This is a genomic window from Krasilnikovia sp. M28-CT-15 (assembly GCF_047159595.1).
Lineage (GTDB): Bacteria > Actinomycetota > Actinomycetes > Mycobacteriales > Micromonosporaceae > Actinoplanes.
In genome coordinates this window covers 2,040,216-2,058,087 of record NZ_BAAGAK010000001.1, presented here as the reverse complement: position 1 = coordinate 2,058,087, position 17,872 = coordinate 2,040,216, and the positions used below count along the sequence as shown (strand labels likewise).

19 protein-coding genes are annotated in these 17,872 nt (G+C 71.2%); 6 read left to right on the top strand and 13 right to left on the bottom strand.

All coding sequences use genetic code 11. The annotated features are described in order from the left end of the window. Positions 1–10: 10 nt before the first annotated feature. Together ACMCNO_RS09825 and ACMCNO_RS09820 are read right to left on the bottom strand one after the other, a co-directional pair. On the bottom strand, positions 11–1,228 hold the full coding sequence (locus ACMCNO_RS09825; protein ID WP_412749093.1) for a deoxyguanosinetriphosphate triphosphohydrolase: 1,218 nt from the start codon (positions 1,226–1,228) through the stop codon (positions 11–13). Positions 1,229–1,238: 10 nt separating this feature from the next. Further along, complete coding sequence (locus ACMCNO_RS09820) at positions 1,239–1,592, bottom strand: VOC family protein (protein ID WP_412749092.1); 354 nt, start codon at positions 1,590–1,592, stop codon at positions 1,239–1,241. Between the two features lie 245 nt (positions 1,593–1,837). Between ACMCNO_RS09820 and ACMCNO_RS09815 the strand changes: the two genes are divergently transcribed. The 4 genes from ACMCNO_RS09815 to ACMCNO_RS09800 all read left to right on the top strand — a co-directional run bounded on the left by ACMCNO_RS09815 (position 1,838) and on the right by ACMCNO_RS09800 (position 5,136). After that, on the top strand, positions 1,838–2,218 hold the full coding sequence (locus tag ACMCNO_RS09815; protein ID WP_412749091.1) for a hypothetical protein: 381 nt from the start codon (positions 1,838–1,840) through the stop codon (positions 2,216–2,218). 66 nt (positions 2,219–2,284) lie between these two features. Further along, entirely contained in the window at positions 2,285–3,289 is a 1,005-nt protein-coding gene (locus tag ACMCNO_RS09810) for a DUF4388 domain-containing protein (RefSeq protein ID WP_412749090.1), read from the top strand. A gap of 69 nt (positions 3,290–3,358) precedes the next feature. Beyond that, entirely contained in the window at positions 3,359–3,730 is a 372-nt protein-coding gene (locus ACMCNO_RS09805) for a hypothetical protein (protein ID WP_412749089.1), read from the top strand. A 179-nt stretch (positions 3,731–3,909) separates the two neighbouring features. Continuing rightward, positions 3,910–5,136, top strand: coding sequence for an MFS transporter (locus tag ACMCNO_RS09800; RefSeq protein WP_412753662.1), 1,227 nt, complete (start codon positions 3,910–3,912; stop codon positions 5,134–5,136). Here the strand turns inward: ACMCNO_RS09800 and ACMCNO_RS09795 are convergent. The 6 genes from ACMCNO_RS09795 to ACMCNO_RS09770 all read right to left on the bottom strand — a co-directional run bounded on the left by ACMCNO_RS09795 (position 5,133) and on the right by ACMCNO_RS09770 (position 11,082). Further along, entirely contained in the window at positions 5,133–6,053 is a 921-nt protein-coding gene (locus tag ACMCNO_RS09795; RefSeq protein ID WP_412749088.1) for an LPXTG cell wall anchor domain-containing protein, read from the bottom strand. The two genes, ACMCNO_RS09800 and ACMCNO_RS09795, sit on opposite strands and share 4 nt — an antisense overlap. Before the next feature lie 146 nt (positions 6,054–6,199). After that, positions 6,200–7,162, bottom strand: coding sequence for a polysaccharide deacetylase family protein (locus ACMCNO_RS09790; protein WP_412749087.1), 963 nt, complete (start codon positions 7,160–7,162; stop codon positions 6,200–6,202). A 74-nt stretch (positions 7,163–7,236) separates the two neighbouring features. Next, positions 7,237–8,376, bottom strand: coding sequence for a tRNA dihydrouridine synthase DusB (gene dusB / locus ACMCNO_RS09785; protein ID WP_412749086.1), 1,140 nt, complete (start codon positions 8,374–8,376; stop codon positions 7,237–7,239). A gap of 158 nt (positions 8,377–8,534) precedes the next feature. Further along, complete coding sequence (locus ACMCNO_RS09780; RefSeq protein WP_412749085.1) at positions 8,535–8,930, bottom strand: hypothetical protein; 396 nt, start codon at positions 8,928–8,930, stop codon at positions 8,535–8,537. 77 nt (positions 8,931–9,007) lie between these two features. Continuing rightward, complete coding sequence (locus ACMCNO_RS09775; RefSeq protein WP_412749084.1) at positions 9,008–9,982, bottom strand: hypothetical protein; 975 nt, start codon at positions 9,980–9,982, stop codon at positions 9,008–9,010. Between the two features lie 230 nt (positions 9,983–10,212). Then, positions 10,213–11,082 carry a hypothetical protein gene (locus tag ACMCNO_RS09770; protein WP_412749083.1) on the bottom strand — a complete coding sequence of 290 codons (870 nt, stop codon included), beginning with the start codon at positions 11,080–11,082 and terminating at the stop codon, positions 10,213–10,215. Between the two features lie 453 nt (positions 11,083–11,535). Between ACMCNO_RS09770 and ACMCNO_RS09765 the strand changes: the two genes are divergently transcribed. Beyond that, complete coding sequence (locus tag ACMCNO_RS09765) at positions 11,536–12,444, top strand: alpha/beta fold hydrolase (protein ID WP_412749082.1); 909 nt, start codon at positions 11,536–11,538, stop codon at positions 12,442–12,444. Between the two features lie 31 nt (positions 12,445–12,475). Here ACMCNO_RS09765 and ACMCNO_RS09760 read toward each other — a convergent pair whose 3' ends face one another. The 5 genes from ACMCNO_RS09760 to ACMCNO_RS09740 all read right to left on the bottom strand — a co-directional run bounded on the left by ACMCNO_RS09760 (position 12,476) and on the right by ACMCNO_RS09740 (position 17,575). Then, positions 12,476–13,342, bottom strand: coding sequence for an alpha/beta hydrolase (locus ACMCNO_RS09760; protein ID WP_412749081.1), 867 nt, complete (start codon positions 13,340–13,342; stop codon positions 12,476–12,478). Positions 13,343–13,401: 59 nt separating this feature from the next. Beyond that, positions 13,402–15,126 carry a serine/threonine-protein kinase gene (locus ACMCNO_RS09755; protein WP_412753661.1) on the bottom strand — a complete coding sequence of 575 codons (1,725 nt, stop codon included), beginning with the start codon at positions 15,124–15,126 and terminating at the stop codon, positions 13,402–13,404. A gap of 91 nt (positions 15,127–15,217) precedes the next feature. Continuing rightward, on the bottom strand, positions 15,218–16,597 hold the full coding sequence (locus ACMCNO_RS09750; protein WP_412749080.1) for a glycine--tRNA ligase: 1,380 nt from the start codon (positions 16,595–16,597) through the stop codon (positions 15,218–15,220). Between the two features lie 61 nt (positions 16,598–16,658). Next, complete coding sequence (locus ACMCNO_RS09745; protein WP_412749079.1) at positions 16,659–17,216, bottom strand: hypothetical protein; 558 nt, start codon at positions 17,214–17,216, stop codon at positions 16,659–16,661. Between the two features lie 17 nt (positions 17,217–17,233). After that, the gene (locus ACMCNO_RS09740) at positions 17,234–17,575 is read right to left on the bottom strand and encodes an antibiotic biosynthesis monooxygenase family protein (RefSeq protein WP_412753660.1); all 342 of its coding nucleotides are present in this window, start codon (positions 17,573–17,575) and stop codon (positions 17,234–17,236) included. 34 nt (positions 17,576–17,609) lie between these two features. Between ACMCNO_RS09740 and ACMCNO_RS09735 the strand changes: the two genes are divergently transcribed. After that, a complete protein-coding gene (locus ACMCNO_RS09735) occupies positions 17,610–17,864 on the top strand; it encodes a DUF6703 family protein (RefSeq protein ID WP_412749078.1) in 255 nt (84 codons plus the stop codon). Positions 17,865–17,872: the final 8 nt, after the last annotated feature.

Genomic DNA, 17,872 nt, shown 5'->3' with positions numbered 1-17,872 from the left:
CTGCCCTGGGCTACCCGGCATCCGCCACGAGGGTCCGGTGCCACGCCACCGCGCCGTGATCGGTCAATGACGCGACCTGGTCGATCACCACGCGCAGGCGCGCGGCGTCGTCGGCGGCGGCCTTCCACAGCGGGGCGAACACCGGATCCAGATGGTCCGGGGCCTGCCGGGTCAGCACCTCGACCAGCTCCGTCAGGATCTGCCGCTGCCGCGCATACCACTGCTCGGCGGCGCGGGCCCGCATCACGTAACGCAGGGCCATGCCCTTGAGCAGGGCGCACTGGTTACGCACCGTACGGGGGACGATCAGGTCGGCGCCGTAGCGGCGTACCGGAGCGGTGCCGTACCGGCTGGTGGTGGCGCCGACCGCGGAGGCCACGAGCCGGCCGGTGAGCACGCTGGTCATCCGCTTGAGTGCGATCTGCGCGGTGAAACCGCCGTCATAGTCGGCAACCGCGCGGACCACCTCGTCGGCCAGCAGCTGATCGAGCGCGCCGGCCAGCGCGTCCACCGGCTCGTCGGAGTACGCCGCGGCGGCGTCCGCACACAGCGCGGCGCGCTCGTCCGGGTCGTCCAGCAGCGGGCGCAGCGCCACGTACCCGCCGTGGACGCCGTCCTCCACGTCGTGCACGGAGTACGCGACGTCGTCCGCCCAGTCCATGACCTGCGCCTCCAGGCAGCGGCGCTCGCCCGGCGGGGCGCCCGCGCGGACCCACGCGAAGACCTCCGCGTCGTCGGCGTACACCCCGAACTTGCGGGTGCCCGGCTTGCGGGGCCACGGGTACTTGCCGGTGGCGTCCAGCGAGGCCCGGGTGAGGTTCAGGCCCGCACCGACGACCTTGGCCTCCAGCCGGGTGAGCACCCGCAGCGTCTGGGCGTTGCCCTCGAAGCCGCCGCACGGCTGGGCCACCGCGTCCAGGGCCTGCTCGCCGTTGTGGCCGAACGGCGGGTGCCCGAGATCGTGGGCGAGCCCGGCGACGTCGACGACGTCCGGGTCGCAGCCCAGCCGGGCGCCCATCTCCCGGGAGATCTGGGCGACCTCCAGCGAGTGGGTCAGCCGCGTACGCGGAAAGTCGTCGGAGCCCGCGGTGTGCACCTGGGTCTTGGTGGCCAGCCGGCGGAACGCGGCGGAGTGCAACACCCGGGCGCGGTCCCGCTCGAACGGGGTACGCCCGTACCCGCTGTCCTTGGCGGGCTCGGGCACCCACCGCTCGGCGTCCGCGGTCACGTCGTCGACACTAGGGCGTGCGGGCGCGCAGGACGCAGAACTCGTTGCCCTCCGGGTCGGCCAGCACGACCCAGCCCACCTCGCCCTGGCCGACGTCGACCGGGCGGGCACCCATGTCGACCAGCCGCTCGACCTCGGCCTCCTGGTCGTCGGGGACCAGGTCGAGATGGATCCGGTTCTTGGTCGTCTTCGCGTCCGGCACGGTGAGGAACAGCAGGCCGGGCAGCGCGTCCGGGGTGCGGCGGATCTCCACCTCGTCCGGTTCCTCGTGGACGATCTGGAAGCCGAGCGCCTCCGCCCACCAGCGCGCCAGCCGCGCCGGATCCTCGGAGTCCACGACGACCTGTTCCCACCGGCTGGCCATGCGGCTCCTCCCGCCTCGAAGGTCGAGATCATGCTACGCGTCACGGCCCGGTGGCGCCCGCGGAGACGTCGCAACGGTGGTCGTCCGGGCGGCCGCGGCCGGTGACGCACAGCGAGTGCGACCGGCGGCCCGCGGGGGGCAAGAAGATGGCCCGCGCAGGAGCACGGCCGAGGGCGCGCATCCACGCCCGGACCTCCCGCCGGCGGCCGGAGCAGGGGGAACGGCGGGAGCCGCAGAGGAGAGATGTGCCCGGCGTCGACAACTGTCTGCGGGAGGCCATGGCGATCCCGGGCGCGATCGGCGCCGGCATCGTCGACTACACCACCGGGTTTCCGGTCGCCACCACCGGCGCCGCACCCAACTCCGATCATCACGCCACGGCGGTGGGCACGGCCGAGGTGCTGCAGGCCGCGAACAGCCGGTCGCTGTTCGTCTCCGCCGTACCGCACGACCTGCTGGAGGACCTGATCATCACCACCGCCGTGGGATACCACCTGCTGCGTCCGGTGCAGACCGACTTCGACAGCCGGCTGGTGCTGTACGTGTGGCTCGACCGCTTGCACGGCAACCTCGCGGTGGCCCGGCACCGGATGCAACGGCTCGCGCTCGACCTGGTCGCCACCTGAGCCCGGTGACGACGACGGCAGTCGCACCTGAGAAGCCCGACGAGACCCCGGACAGGAGTGACCGTGATGGCCGAGACCGCAGCGCCCGGACGGCTGCTGCGGCAGGCCGCCGCCGAGCGGTGGACCGGCGCGCTGGTGGTCACGGGCCGCCCCGGCGGCACCCTCTACCTCACCGACGGGCTCCTCACCTACGCCGAGTCGCCGGCCGCACCCGGGGTGGGTGAGCTGCTGACCTCGTCGGGGCGGCTCGCGGCGCGCACCTGGCAGGCCGCACTCGACCTCGGCGCCGCGCAGGCGCGGGTCGGACAGCTGCTGCTGGACCAGGGCCATCTCACCCGCGGCGAGCTGGAGCTGTGCGTGCACGGCGCGACGTACGACGCCGCGTACTTCGCGCTGGGGCCGGTGGCCGACGGGGCCGACCTGGTGGCCGGGCAGGCACATTGGCTGGGCGCGGTGGTCTGGATCGACGTGGGCGCGGTGGAGCACGAATCCCAGCGGCGGCAGCGGCTGCTCGACGAGATCTTTCCGTACCCGCAGCTGGACTCGGCCCCGGTGATCCCGGCCGCCCGCCTCGGCGTCGAACGCGTCTGGCTGACCGCGCCGCAGTGGGAGCTGATCGTGCACGCCGACGGCCAGCGCACCCCGGCGGACCTGGCGCAACTGCTCGGCCGGGCCGGGTACGCGACCGTCCAGGAGCTGCGCCGGCTCGGTGCGCTCGGCCTGCTGGAGGTGCCCGAGCCGCAGCAGCGCCCGGCCCGGCGACCGGAGTTCGTCCGGCTGCCCCCGGTCCGTGGTGCCGCCGTGGACGTCAGCCGTCCGGTCATCGCCGCGCCGGCCGGATCGGGTGCCGCCGTACCGGACGACCATCCGACCGGGTACGTCCCGGCCACCGCCGTACGCGGGATCCCGCCGCCGGAGGACGGCGCGCGACTGCCGCCGCCCGGCCTGGCCCGCCGGGAGCCGGGCGCACGGCTGCCCGCCGAGCTGGGCGGCCGGGCGGCGGTGGAGCCCACCGGCGCCGACGAGGTCCTGCTGAAACGCATCCGCAGCGCGCTGAGGGCGCTGCGGTGACGCGCGCGCCACCCGGGCACCACCGGCACCAGGACCGGTGGGCCGTTCCATCCCTGACGGAGGTAACCCGTGGCTGACATGGACACCGCACTCAAAGAGATCATGGAGATCGACGGCACCATCGGCGTCGCCCTGGTGGATCACACCAGCGGAATGGCCCTGGGCACGCTCGGCGGCGGCACGGATCTCGACCTGACGGTCGCCGCCGCGGGCGACACGGACGTCGTGCGCGCGAAGCTGCGCGCGATCGAGATGCTCAACCTCTCCGAGAAGATCGAGGACATCCTCATCACGCTCGACACCCAGTACCACATGATCCGGCCGCTGACGGCCCCCGGCGGAAAGGGCCTGTTCCTGTACGTGGCCCTGCGCCGGGACCGCTCCAACCTGGCCATGGCCCGCCACCAGCTCCGGCGCATCGAGGCGGAACTCGACGTGTGAGCCGACGATCCGGCCGGGGTGGGCGGACACCGGTGACTCCCGCCCACCCCGCTCGCGCCACACCGCGCTGACCGGCGAAATGGTGGTTGACGGCGCCGCCCGGCCGGTGCGATGGTCGCGACATGGCCGATGCCACGCGACACCCGAATTGACCTGAGGGCGGCCGCACCGCCCACCGCCTGACCCGGCGCCTGTACGCGGTCCGCGGATGCGAGGAGGGCATCCTCCTCTACCCGCTGTACGCGCTGCTGTTCGCCGACGCCGGGCTGTCCACGGCCCAGATCTCGTCGCTGTTCGTGATCTGGTCGGTCGTGTCGTTCGTCTGCGAGGTCCCGTCCGGCGCGTGGGCGGATGCCTGGTCGCGCCGTCGCCTGTACGCGCTCGGCTCCTTCCTGATCGCCGCCGGGTACGCCACCTGGATACTGTGGCCCGCCTACCCCGGCTTCGCGCTGGGCTTCGTGTTGTGGGGAGTCGGCGGCGCGATGCAGTCCGGCACCCTGGAGGCGCTGGTCTACGACGAGTTGGCCGCGGTCGGCGCCGCCGACACGTACGCCCGTGTCACGGGGCGCAGCGGCACGGTCGGGATCCTGGCCATGCTCGCGGCCACCACCCTGGCCGCCCCGGCGTACGCCCTCGGCGGCTACCCGCTGATCGGGGCGCTCAGCGTCGCCGTACCGGTGGTGGGCGGATGCCTCGCGCTCGGATTCCCGGAGACACCGCACCGCGAGTCGTCCGACGAGTTCGGCGGCCTGCGCGGATACGCCACCACGCTGGCCGCGGGCCTGCGCGAGGTAAACGGCAGCCGGTTCGTCGCCCGCGCCGTGGCCCTCGCCGCGCTGGTGCCGGGGTTCACCGCGCTCGACGAGTACCTGCCGCTGCTGTCCCGGACAGCAGGCGCCCCGACCGCTCTGGTGCCGCTGCTGTTCGCGCTGCCCGCGCTGGGCATGGCGGTGGGCAGCGCGCTGGCCGGTCGGTGGGCGGCGATCGCGCCGCGCCGCCTGGGGGCGATGCTGGCCGGGGCCGCGGGGTTGCTGGCGGCGGGCGCGCTCAGCCGTCACCTGGCGGGCATGGTGCCGATCGCGGTGGCGTTCGGCGCGTTGCAGTTCGCCATCGTGGTCAGCGAGACGCGGCTGCAGGAGGTCATCGGCAGCCGGACGCGGGCGACGGTGTTGTCGGTGAGCGGGTTCGCGGCCGAGGTGTGCGCGGTGCTGATCTACGCCGGGGTGGGTGCGGGCGGCGCGATCGCACCGATGCCCGTCCTGGTCGCCTGCTGCGCGGTGCCGTTGCTGGGCACCGCGCTCATGGCAGCCCGATGGCTGCCGACCCACCAGCTGCGCCCGACAGCACTGTCCCGGATGGACAGCGCGGGGCCGGTGGCTTCCGCCACCGACCCCGCGACGAACTAGGCGACGAAGCGCGTCCGCCGCCGACGCGCGGCGAGATATCCGGCGCCGCCGAGCAGCAGCAGCACCGCGCCCGCGACGCCGATCACGGCGATCGGGGTACCGGTCAGCGGCAGCGAGCCGCCGCCCCCGGCGCCACCGGCAGCCCCCGGCGCCGCGGACGTGCTGGTGGGAGTCGCAGGCGTCGCGGCCACGGAACTGGACGACGGCGTCGCGGCCGGGGAGGTGGACGACGGAGCGCTGACCTGAGCCGATTCGGTCGGCCGTGCGGTCGGGGTCGGCTCGGTCGCCGGCAGGACGAGCTTCGGGTACGCGAAGTTCACCCGGTACCGGTCCCCGGGCGAGGGCAGCGGCAGCGACCGCGCCTCGAGCCGCACCGTGGCGCCGGAGCCGCGCTGCACCGTCGTACCCTTGTCGGCCTCCGCCTGCGCCAGCTTCTGCGCACCGCCCTTGGCGTCGGCTTCGGCCTTCGTGAACCAGCGGAAGATGATCACCTTGACCTTGTCCGGCCGGGCGTCCGCCGCGGTCGTCACGACCGGGCCGGCCACCGCCAGGGTCGCGCCGGCGGCCAGCTCGTCGTCGAATTCGCAGTACGCCCCGTCGAGGTTGCTGTCCACGTAGTACCAGCAGTTGTCGTACCGCTTGGGCAGGTCCAAGTCGTCCACGGCGCGCACGTGGAGCACCAGGCCCCGCACGGCGGTGTCACCGGTGCTGGCGACGCCGAGCGCGGCGGGCACGTCCGCGCCGCGCCCCACCGGGTAGACCTGGTTGTGGTGGGTCGCCGCGTCCACCTCGGTCACGGCCACCAGCGTCGTCGGGTCGGAAACCGGTGCGGCGGCGGCCGCCGCCGCGGGTGCCGCCGCAGCGGCCACGGCGAGGACGGCGGCGATCCCGGCGCGCAGGAACAGTCGCGAGGTCACGATGAACTCCCAGGGGGTTGAGGACGGCCCGGGACACGATAACGATCATGGGGCCGTCGACGGGGAGCGCAAAAGGGACCTAGGTGAATATCTGCCGCAGTCTCTGCGTCGCACGTGACGGAAACCATACGGCCACAGCGGACGGCTCAGGCCAGCAGATCGCCGAGGGTGACCAGCTCATAGCCGTTGTCGCGCAACTGTTTGATGATCGACGGAAGGGCGACCGCGGTCCTGGGGGCGTTGGCCTCGGTGATGTGCAGCACGACGATCGAGCCGGGTCGGGCCTGCGCCACCGTGTCCGCCGCGATCCGTTTCGGGTCGGCGCCGAACGCGTCGCCGGACACGTCGTCGTACTCGACCACGGTGCAGCCCACCGGAGCGATCGCGGTCAGCGCGGCCTTGTCGTAGCAGCCACCCGGGAACCGGAAGTACCTGCTGGGGTGGTCGGTGAACCGGCCGATCACCTGGAACGAACGCTCCACATCGGCCGCCATGGCGTCGCGGTCGATGGTGCCGAGGCCGTAGCAGCCGGGCCGGAACCCCTCGTGCGCCCACGAGTGGCTGGCCAGCTCGAAACGCCGATCGGCGGCGATCCGCCGGGTCAGCTCCGGGTACGCCTCGATCCACTTGCCGGCCAGGAAGAACGTCGCGGGCGTACGGGTCCGTTGCAGCTCGTCGACGACGGCGGTGTTGGCGTACGACTTGACCTTGCCGTCGGCGAGCCGCCGCAGCATCGCGTCGGTCATGTTGGAGTCGAAGGTGAGCGCGATGCGTTTGCGGTCGCGCGGCCCGTGGAAGACCACCGGCCCGCGCGTGCCCCGCGGCACCGCGCCCCGGCCCACCGGCGCGGGAAGTGCGGCGATGCTCGCGCCCGGGACCGGGCTCGCCTCGCCGAGTTCGGCTCCGGCAGCCCGCCCGGCGTTCGGGTCGGCCACGCCGATCTCCTCTGCTGCGGCGGCAGCCGGCGGGGGCGCCGCGCTCGCCGTCACCTGCGGCGAGGGCAGGCCCGCAGCGCTGGCAGCGGGCCGCGGCGCCGCGCCGGGCTGACAGCCGGCGAGCGCCACGGTCAGGATCAGGGCGGCCACGGTACGGCGGTGACGGTCGTTCACAGTCGTCGAACTGTATCCGCTCACGACAACCGACGGAGAAGATCGACAATGGGTGCCCGACCGCCAACGGAACGTCAGCCGCCGGAGTCGTCCAGCTCGGCGCCGTCGGGCACGGTGTCATCGTCGCGGCTGTCGAGCCAGCCGTACGGCAGGGACACCTTGCCGGGGGCGTTGATCCGGCCGCGCGGCTGACCGAGCGACTCCCGCGGGAACGGGATCTGCGGATCGAGCTTTCCGAGCAGGTCCTCCAGTTCGGCCACCGACGAGATCATGGCTAGGCTGCGACGCAGGTCACCGCCGACCGGGAAGCCCTTCAGATACCACGCGATGTGCTTGCGGAAGTCGGCGCAGCCGTGCCGTTCGTCCTCCAGTGCCTGCACGAGCAGCCGGGCATGTCGGACCATGATCGCGGCGACCTCGCCGAGGGTCGGCAGGGCCTGCGACGGGGCGCCCGCGAACGCGGCGGACAGGTCCGCGAACAGCCACGGGCGGCCCAGGCAACCACGGCCCACCACCACCCCGTCCGCCCCGGTGTGCGCCACCATCCGCATCGCGTCGGACGCTTCCCAGATGTCCCCGTTGCCGAGGACGGGCACGTCGAGCGCCTGCTTGAGGGTGGCGATGGAATCCCAGTCCGCGGTGCCGGAGTAGCGCTGCTGCGCCGTACGCGCATGCAGGGCGACCGCGGCGACGCCCGCCTCCTGGGCGATCAGCCCGGCCTCGACGTACGTCAGGTGGTCGTCGTCGATGCCCTTGCGCATCTTCACCGTGACCGGGATGCCGGCCGGCGCGGCCGCCGCGACGGCCTGGCGGACGATGCGGCCGAACAGCCGACGCCGCCAGGGCAGCGCGGAGCCACCGCCCCGGCGGGTGACCTTGGGAACCGGGCAGCCGAAGTTGAGGTCGATGTGGTCCGCGAGGCCCTCCTCGGCGACCATCCGCACGGCGGCGGCGGTCACCTCCGGGTCGACGCCGTAGAGCTGGAGGCTGCGGAAGTCCTCGTCCGGGGCGAACGCGATCATCTTGAGCGTCTTGGGGATGCGCTCGACCAGCGCCCGTGTGGTGATCATCTCGCAGACGTAGACGCCGCCGCCCTGCTCGCGGCAGAGCGAGCGAAACGCGACATTGGTGATGCCGGCCATCGGCGCGAGCACGACGGGCGGCCAGACCTCATGCCGACCGAGGGCCAGCGGCGATGTCACAGCAAGAGTCACCCCGCCATTCTCCCCGACCAGCTCGATTACCGACGATCATGGGGCTGGAACGAGAGACTTCGAGCTCTCGCCCCGCCAGGAGCAGCACGGCGCACCCGCCGCGCTGCCCGACCGCGCCGCCGGACCAGACGGGTCTCGGACCCGCTGGCCCGGAGCAATCACCCTTGCCCGGAGGCAGAGCTGATCTTGAGCGCAGACCGCTCAGGCTTGCGGGCATGGCGGAAGGCCATGGTGCCGGGCAGTGCCAATGCGGCCAGGGGAAGCACGGGGATGGCGACGATCAGCCCGGTCAGCAGATGGAAGACGTCGGCCCCGCCTTCGGGTGCGGCCCAATTCAGCAGCACCAGCACGACCAGCCACAGCAGCACCAGCACTGCGGCCGAGATCAACGCGATGCGTTCGATGCGTCGCAACGGGTGGCGTTGGTGAACTACGGAAAGGTCCTTCGCCGCCGCGAACCCTGCGAGCGCGACGAGCATTACCTCCACGACGGCCCAGACAAGCGCAGTGCTCGTGAACCAGAGCAAGACGTAGTTGCTGGCCAGCACCAGCACGTACAAAGCGGTGCAGGCGACAACGAGACGCCACCACAGCCGGGGGCGGTCCAGGGCCGTTCGCTGGTTACTGTCATCTACTGACATCCGGGAATCTTCACCTTTCCGTGTTCGCCTTTGGCGACGGTCTCGATATGAGCCCGGCGCGTGACAAGCGACGGCACCCACGGAGAGTTCGGATCGCTCGCCAGGACGGCGAAGCAGGTCTTCGCCGGCAGTTTCAGTGTCGCTGGCTGATTCTCCGTGGCGCAGGCCGCATGAACGGAGGCCAGCGCCGCAACGGCCGAACCGGCTTGGTGGCCGACGCCGGCCAGACCGGCCCAGTCGGTAAGTGCGGCACAGATTTCCGAGTAGTAGCCCACTCGCGACAACGACATGTCGCCGGCACTGTCGACCTGCCACAACCCCCGGGCCGCAGTGGCCTGGTCCATGTCCTTCGGAAGCGTTCCGGTGATCGTGTAGTAGGCCAGCGCCGAGTCCGGCACCCAGCCACTGCCCTTGACCGCGCCGCGGAGGGTTCGGGCGGCGGTTCCCTGCGCAGTGAAGAAGTCAGCCGCTTTTGCACCCACGGGGAAGGGCGAGCTGACCGCAGCGATCAGGTTCGGGCGCACCGCTCCGAGATAGGCGGCGCGGACCGACGCGAAGGAATATCCCTCCAGCCGGACGACGGACACCCCCTCCGTCCGCTCGATCGCGCCCACCGCGTCGCGGTAGTTGTCGGCGGTGTTGGTTGCGCTGTCACCTGACAGGCAGGCTCGGCGCATCGAGGTAACGGCGCCGCCGGTGGCCGCTCGGGGATACCGCTGCTTGGATTCGCGGTAGAACGACGCCATGGCCGACCGGCAGGCCGGATCGTCCGGCGCCACCACCCACGGCTCATCCAGGACAAGCAGGTTGAACCCGCGAGCCTGGGCATCCGCAGCCACCTGCTCGTAGGTGACGCTGATGTTCGAGAGATTGGAGAAGCCCGGTCCACCGCCATCGAAGATCACGGTCTTGGACGTCCCACGCGCAGCTCGGAACAGCAGGTAGCGGAACGTCCTGCCGGACACGGTGACCGTACGGCACAGCTCGTCGTATCGCGTAGTCGGTTCGCCGCAAGCAGTGCGAGATGCAACGGCTGTGGTGGGCGAGTCCCCGGCGGTCGGCGGTGCTACCGCTGCGGGTGCCGTGCCCGTGTCCGGGCGGCATCCCGCGAGGCCAAACGTCACGCCGGCAAGGGCGACGACGAGAAGAGGAAGGTGCCGGAGCCGCTCCCCGAAGGAGCGGCTCCGGCCGGAAATCACCGGGACCACAGCCCGTCGTTCCAGGTTTCGTCCCACCGGTTCAGGCCGTTGGCGCAGGGCACGAAGGGGATGTCGCCACAGCTCCCCATCGTCACCCAGACGTAGTCCGACCAGATCGGCGTGCTGCCGTTGGACGTGTACCGGGCGTACGAGTCGATGTACTTCTGCTTCGTCTCGTGCCCGGTGTACCGCGTCCCGGTCTGGAAGTAGGAACCTCCAGCCAGGTTCTCGATACCGCCACACGAGACCAGCGGGATGTCCAGGCCGCCGTACGAGAACTTGGCGTTGTTGCACTCCAGGCTGCCCGGGCGGGGCCCGTAGTTGTACGGACCACCAGTGATCCGGTTGTAGCCCTTCGCCTCACGGAAGCGGACCGTGAACTCCTGAACCTCGCGTCGGATCGCCGCGGAAGTCTGGCCGACCGTGACCTTCGAGTAGCGGTTGTAGATGTACTCGGTACTCGACTTCTTGAACTTCTCGTAACAGTCGTAGACCTGGTCGTCGCTGGCGCCCCTCGAGGGGTTGTCGAACCAGATCGTGCGGCAGTTGTACCCCACTCGCGCCAAGCCCGAGCCGGCCGAATGCCCCGCTGCCTGCGGCGCCGCGGAGTCTTCCGGGGTCTCGAACACCGCACCCAGCCCAACCTGGTTGGAACCTTCCTCGGTGACGACAACGGCGCTCTTGGGCTCGACGCCCTTGGGCACAACCGCGGTGAGCTGCCCGCCGGAAATGTCAGCGGTGAACGCTTCCAGGTCGGAGTCGGCGACCAGCTGCGACCGGCGCATGGCGTCGTTGACGTGCTTGCGGACTCGTTCCTTGACCTTGCCCGTCGCCTTCTCGCCGGCGACTCGCGCGAACTTGGTCACGACAGTGACCTTCGGCTCGGGCTTTCCTTTCGGCTCAGCAGCGTTGGCGATTCCCGGGGCCAAGCCCAGGACCGCCATTGCGGCAGCACTCAATGCCACCATTGTTCTCATTGGATTCCCCGTCCTTCGACAGCGTGCATTCTCTGCAGCGTCAATACATTTCTGTACAGCCACGACGTTCCCGCCGCGAGCCGGGAAGATTACCGGCCATCGCCATATTCGTGGGGGCGCCTTCGAGTGCGCGTGGTCAGCTCGTCACATAGGGTGGCTGCCGTGATGACGCATGCGCATCACGGGGACGCGAGTTTCGAATGTTGTCTGCGAAAGACTGACCCAGTGACCGAGGTCACCGGGCCGTTCACGTCGGGCGGCCGAGGTCATGATGCCGTGCCGCCCGGCGGCAAGTCGCCGAATCGGGTGCGGACCCGCGCGCCTCTGGGCCACGATCTCCGCATGGGGGCAGGGGTAGTGGAACGAATCGTGACGTTGGCCGGGGAACGACGGCTGCCGGTCCGCGAAGGCGGCGACCTCGGCGGGCTGCCGGTCCTGTTCCACCACGGCACGCCGGCTTCGCGACATGCGGCCGCCCTGGTCGACGCGGCCGCACATCGGGCCGGGATCCGTCTGATCTCCTTCAACCGCCCCGGCTACGGCGACGTGCCGACCAACCCGCCCAGCCTCGCCTCGGTCGGGGCCGACACGATCCGCATCGCCGACGCGATCGGCATCGAGCGATTCGCGACGGCCGGAATCTCCGGCGGCGGCCCGTACGCACTCGCGACGGCACTGGCCGGTCCGGAGCGGGTGGTCCAGGTGACCGTCGTCGCGGGGATCGGACCGTGGCGAATCATCAACCCGGATGATCCGAACGATCCGGAGCGGCAGTTCCTCAGCCTCGCCGACGCCGGACAGATCGAGGAGGCCCTGGCGGGCTTCCGTGCCGAGCTCGCCGCCGAGACCGGCGACCTGCTCTCGCTCGACGACGAAGCCATGATGGCGACGTACCTCGATGGCGCGCCACCGGACGACCTGCGGTGGCTCGACCGGCACAAGCGGTTGCTGTGGGCGGTGGACCTGCGCGAAGCCCTGCACAACATGGACGGGTACGCCCGCGACAACGTCGCCTGGGGAGGCGAGTGGGACATCGACATCAGCGCACTGGGTTGTCCCGTCCGCCTGTACTACGGCGATCAGGACCGGCTCGTCCCGCCGGAGCACGGCCGGTGGCTGGCCGAGCGGATCCCCCACGCGTTGCTGGTGACATTCCCGGAAGCCGGACACGGCACGACGGCCTTCGACTTCTGGGACACCATTCTCGCCGCGCTGCACGACACGCGAACGGTGCGGTCGCCGTTCCGGTGAGTCGGCGGTTTCCCTGATCGCGCTGACGAACCTACGCGCGGCGGATGAACCGTGCGAGGGCCGCACCGAACGCCTCGTCGTCCAAGCCCAGCGACTGGATCTCCGACAGGTGCGTGTGGTCGGGAATGGTCACGAACAGCGGCATACTCGCCCGGTGCGCCAGCATCGCGTCGAGCAGCGCGACGGCCTGCCCGTGGCAGTCGGGCAGGTCCCGTTCGGCGACCGCGACGAGCAGGGGCACATCGCTGCCGACCAGACCGGCCACAGCGGACTGCATCGGGTACCGATCGGGGTCCTCGCCGAAGTAGGCACGCATCGGCGCCTGATGCTGGACCGGTGCCGGGTCGAAGAACGCCGACAGCAGCACCGCGGCGATCACACCGGTCGCCGCCGTACCCGCCTGCCCGGCGAGATACCCGGCGACGTGCGTGCCACCCGCGGAGTGCCCCATCAAGACGATCCGGTCCGGGTCACCGCCGTGGCCCGCGATGTGTTCCCGGATCCAGGCCACCGCGGCCGCGACATCCTGCGCCCCCGACGGCCAGGGGTGCTCGGGCGCCAACCGGTAGGTCATCGTCACCGCGACCACGTCGTTGCCGGTGGCCCATCCGCCGACGTTGTCGTAGAACGGCGTGCCCGGCAAGGTCTTGTCGCCCGCCGTGAAACCGCCGCCGTGGAGGAAGACCAGCACCGGCCTGCCCGCGGCGCCCGGGGCGGTGTGCACGTCGAGCCGTTGCCGGGCATCGTCGCCGTAGGCGAGGTCCCGGTGCACGACCGGTGCCCGGTATCCGTGGGTCTCGTGCAAGGGCGTGAACAGCGCACGATGGGCCGCCCGTGACTCCGGCGTGATCCGCCAATCGAGTCGGCGAAGCGCCGCGAGGCTCTCATCGACAAGCATCCGGGCACGCTACCCGAAAACCGCCCGAGGATCCGGCACGTCACCTCTCTGAAGGCCGGTCAGGTCGTCTCGGTCTGACCGGGCTCCGAGGCAGCAAACGGCAGGAGCGCCGATCCGGAACGGAACCGTTCCCAGCGGTTCACGGCGAACGCCGACACGACGAACGCCAGCACCGATGTCACCGCGAGGACCGCCGCCTGCGCCAGCGCGAGCATCGCCGGTGGGTGATACTGCAGGACGGATTCCAGGCCGCCGATGAATCCGTAGTTCACCATGGCCCCCACGCCCCACGCCGGTGCGGTCAGCACGACGAGCCGACGCCGGACCGGAGCGCCCACCTGCCACACTCCCCACCCGGCGAGCCCCACGGCGATCAGATACAACGGCACGCCGAGGTAGACGACGCGCTTGCCGTTGACGCTGGCCGCGAGCCATTGACCGGTGCGGCCCTGCCAGATGTCGCAGACGCCGGCAGCCAACGTGACGGCCAGCGCTGCGACGAACCACCGCAGCGAAGCGGGCCGGGGGGCGACGGGATCTTCCGAGACGAGCCACACCGAGACGGCGGCGACCACCACCGCCACGGTCATGCACCAGGCGGAACCCAGGAACTGGACCGACGGCGCCGGATAGCTGCTGCTGGCTGCCCGTGCCAGTTCGAGGACCGCGGCGAACACGGCGAGTGCGGCGGCCGTACGGCGGTGCCGGCTCAGCGCCGCCCGGAACGTCAGCGCCCAGCCCAGAGCCCGGAACACGTCGAGCTGGTCGGTCAGCACGATTCCGCCGGCCGGGTCCACCAGGTTGAGCAGGAGCTCCAGCGGGCCCAGGCCCGCGATCCGGCGGACGCCGAGGGCGAGCATGAACATCGCCCCCGCGACCTGGAATATCCGCGCCGCCTCACGCCACGCGGTGGCACGGGTGAAGATCGGCCACCGCGGCCGCCGCACCGCCGGGTTCTGCAGCAACTCGCAAGCCTGCGCCGCGGTGGGCCGATCGGCCGGGTCGGCGGCGAGCATGCGCTGCAGGGCCGGTTGCAGCGCACCGGCGTTTCCGGCCGGCCTCAGGTCGTGCCGGGCGTACGCGGCCAGCATGGGCAACAGGCCGTCGCGGTGGAACGGCCCGACCCCCTCGACCGCGTGGTAGATCGTGGCGCCGGCGCCGAACACGTCCGCCGGCGGCCCCGGGGAGCCCCCGTTGACCTGCTCCGGCGCCAGGTATCCGGGCGTGCCGAGCACCGCGCCGGGCTCGGTGATGCTCTCCGCGTCCGGCATCGTGGCCAGGCCGAAGTCGGTCAGCCGCACCACGTCGCCGTCGTCGACCAGCACGTTGGCCGGCTTCACGTCGCGGTGGATGATGCCCGCGGCGTGCGCACTGCGCAGCGCTGACAGCAGTTGCCGGCCGAGGTCGGCGGCCCGGTCGACCGGCAACGGGCCGTCCTGCGCCACGATGTCCTTCAGCGACCGGCCGGACACGAACTCCATGACGATCCACGGCCGGTCGTCGTGCTCGAGGATGTCGTACACGGCGACGATGTTGGGGTGGTTCAGCGCGGCCGCCGCGCGCGCCTCCCGCAGGCTGCGCCGATATCCGTCGTCCTGGCCCGGGTCCGAGATGCCACCGCGGTAGTGCAGCTCCTTGACGGCCACCTCGCGGTGCAGGATCTCGTCGCGAGCCAGCCAGACCACGCCCATGCCCCCGCTGCCGATCCGTCGCAGCAAGCGGTAGCGGCCACCCAGGACCTGACTGCCCTCCGACTCCTGGTCGGATCCCGGCGAGCGGATCATCACGGCGACACGGTAACGGGCCCGCCCAAACGTCGCCGCACCCGGCATGCCCCAGGTGACCCGGCCCTCGCCGGGCCACCCGGAGCGGTGGTCAGCAGCCGGGCAGGCGGTCGATCAGGTAGCGCTCGATCTGGTCGAGCGACACCCGCTCCTGCTTCATCGTGTCGCGGTCCCGGACGGTCACCGCGTCGTCGGTGAGCGTGTCGAAGTCGACCGTGACGCAGAACGGCGTACCGATCTCGTCCTGGCGGCGGTAGCGGCGGCCGATGGCCTGCGCGTCGTCGAACTCCACGACCCACCGCTTGCGCAGCGTGGCGGCCAGCTCGCGGGCCTTCGGCGACAGCTCCGGGTTGCGCGACAGCGGCAGCACCGCGACCTTGATCGGCGCGAGCCGGGGGTCGAAGCGCATCACCGTACGCTTGTCGACGCCGCCCTTGGTGTTGGGCGCCTCGTCCTCGTCGTACGCCTCGAGCAGGAACGCCAGCACCGCGCGGGTCAGGCCCGCCGCGGGCTCGATCACGTACGGCATCCAGCGCTCGCCCTTGTCCTGGTCGAAGTACGACAGGTCGACGCCGGAGTGCTTGGAGTGCGTGGACAGGTCGAAGTCGGTGCGGTTGGCGATGCCTTCCAGCTCGGCGAACTCGGTGCCGCCGAACTGGAATTTGTACTCGATGTCGACGGTGCGCTTCGAGTAGTGCGAGAGCTTGTCCTTGGGGTGCTCGAACAGGCGCATGTTGGCCTCGGACAGGCCGAGGTCGCGGTACCAGTTCCAGCGCTCGGTGAGCCAGTACTCGTGCCACGTCTCGTCCGTGCCGGGCTCGACGAAGAACTCCATCTCCATCTGCTCGAACTCGCGCGTACGGAAGATGAAGTTGCCCGGCGTGATCTCGTTGCGGAAGCTCTTGCCGACCTGCGCGATGCCGAACGGCGGCTTCTTGCGGGCGGCCGTGGCCACGTTGTTGTAGTTGACGAAGATGCCCTGGGCGGTCTCGGGGCGCAGGTAGTGCAGGCCCTCGTCGCTCTCCACCGGGCCCAGGTAGGTCTTCATCAGGCCGTTGAACATCTTCGGCTCGGTGAAGGTGCCCTTGTTGCCGCAGTTGGGGCAGTTCAGCTCCGCCAGCGAGGCGGGCGCCTTGCCGTGCTTGGCCTCGTACGCCTCCTCCAGGTGGTCCGCGCGGAACCGCTTGTGGCAGGACTGGCACTCGGTCAGCGGGTCGACGAACGCCTCGAGGTGGCCGGAGGCGGCCCACACGTCGCGGGACAGGATGACCGCGGAGTCCAGGCCGACGATGTCGTCGCGCTGCTGGACCATGGTGCGCCACCACTGCCGGCGGACGTTCTCCTTCAACTCCACGCCGAGCGGACCGTAGTCCCATGCCGAGCGCGTGCCTCCATAGATCTCGCTGGAGGGAAAGACGAAGCCCCGGCGCTTGGCCAGGCTGACGACGGAGTCGATACGGTCGGCGGGCATGTTCCTCCTACGCCGGCTGGATTGTCGGCGGGGAAATCAGTGAATTGGACGAGTCAGGAGATTACTCCTCCACCCCGCAGACCTGGAATTTGCCCGTGTCGGGGCTCTGGTCCAGGTAGACCTCGAGGCGGTTCGTGCTGCCGTCGGGATAGGTCGCGTCGACCGGCACGGTGAGCTCCACCGCGGTCAGGTCGACGTCGCCCACCTCGTACGACGTCAATTTCTCGGCCTCGCTCTGCTCCGCGGTGAACTCGGCCTGAGTTTGGCGTTGTTTCTCGCTGTCGCAGAGCATTCCGTACGCGTCAGTGTATTTGCCCTGTTCGAGCGCGTCGAAATACTTGCCGATGACGACGTGGGCCTGCTCGTTGATCGCCCGGGTCATCACCGCGCCGAGCCCGACGGCCGCCGCGAAGGCTCCGCCGCAGACGAGCACCACCACTGCCGCCCCGATGCCCAGGCCGAGCCCGATGCGCCGTCCGCGCCCCTCGACGGGCGGCGCGGGGAACGGCGGATAGACCCCCGGGCCGGGCGGGGGCTCCGGCACGACCGGCGGCTCGGCGCCCGCCGGTGGTGGCGGGCCCACCGGTGGTGGCGGGTAGGCCGCGGGCGCCGTGGTCATGCGCCCCAGCCTAGTGCTCAGCGCCAGGGCTGCGCGGCCCGGTCGCTGGGCGTGACCCGCACCGCCTCGCCGGGGGCGGCGTCGGCCAGGGTCTCGAACGCGGACGGTTCGTCGACCGACTCGCTGAGCAACGGGATCGTCCGCATTTTGACGTCGAAATCGCCCAGAGCGCGCCGGTAGGCTCCGACCGACTCCCACTCCGTGACCAAGGTCCAGTGGGCGGGGTCGTCCAGGGCGCGGGTCAGCCGCCCGGAGGAGTATCCGGGGCGGGCGGCCAGCGCCGCGAGGGCGGCGTGGGCCCGCTCGACGAACGCGTCCTGCGTGTCCGGCGGGATCAGGAACCGGTTGAGCACCAGCATGGCCGTCAGCGTACGCACTGCAGATGAGGTCACCGTGGCACCGTCCGAGAAGCTGCTCCGCCGGCTCGCCGGGGTCAACCCGACGGCAGCGTTCTTCGTGGCGCTGGTCCTGCTGCTGGCCGGGCTGTTCCTGCCCGGCATCGTGGGCGCGGCGCTGCTGATCGTGCTGGCCGCCGGGGCGGCGGGGCTGACGTTCACCACCTGGCCGGTGCAGGCCCCGGCGACCCGGGTGGTCCGGCTGCTGCTGCTGGTCGTGCTGCTGGTCGCCGCGCTGGCGAAGGCGCTGTGACGGGTGCA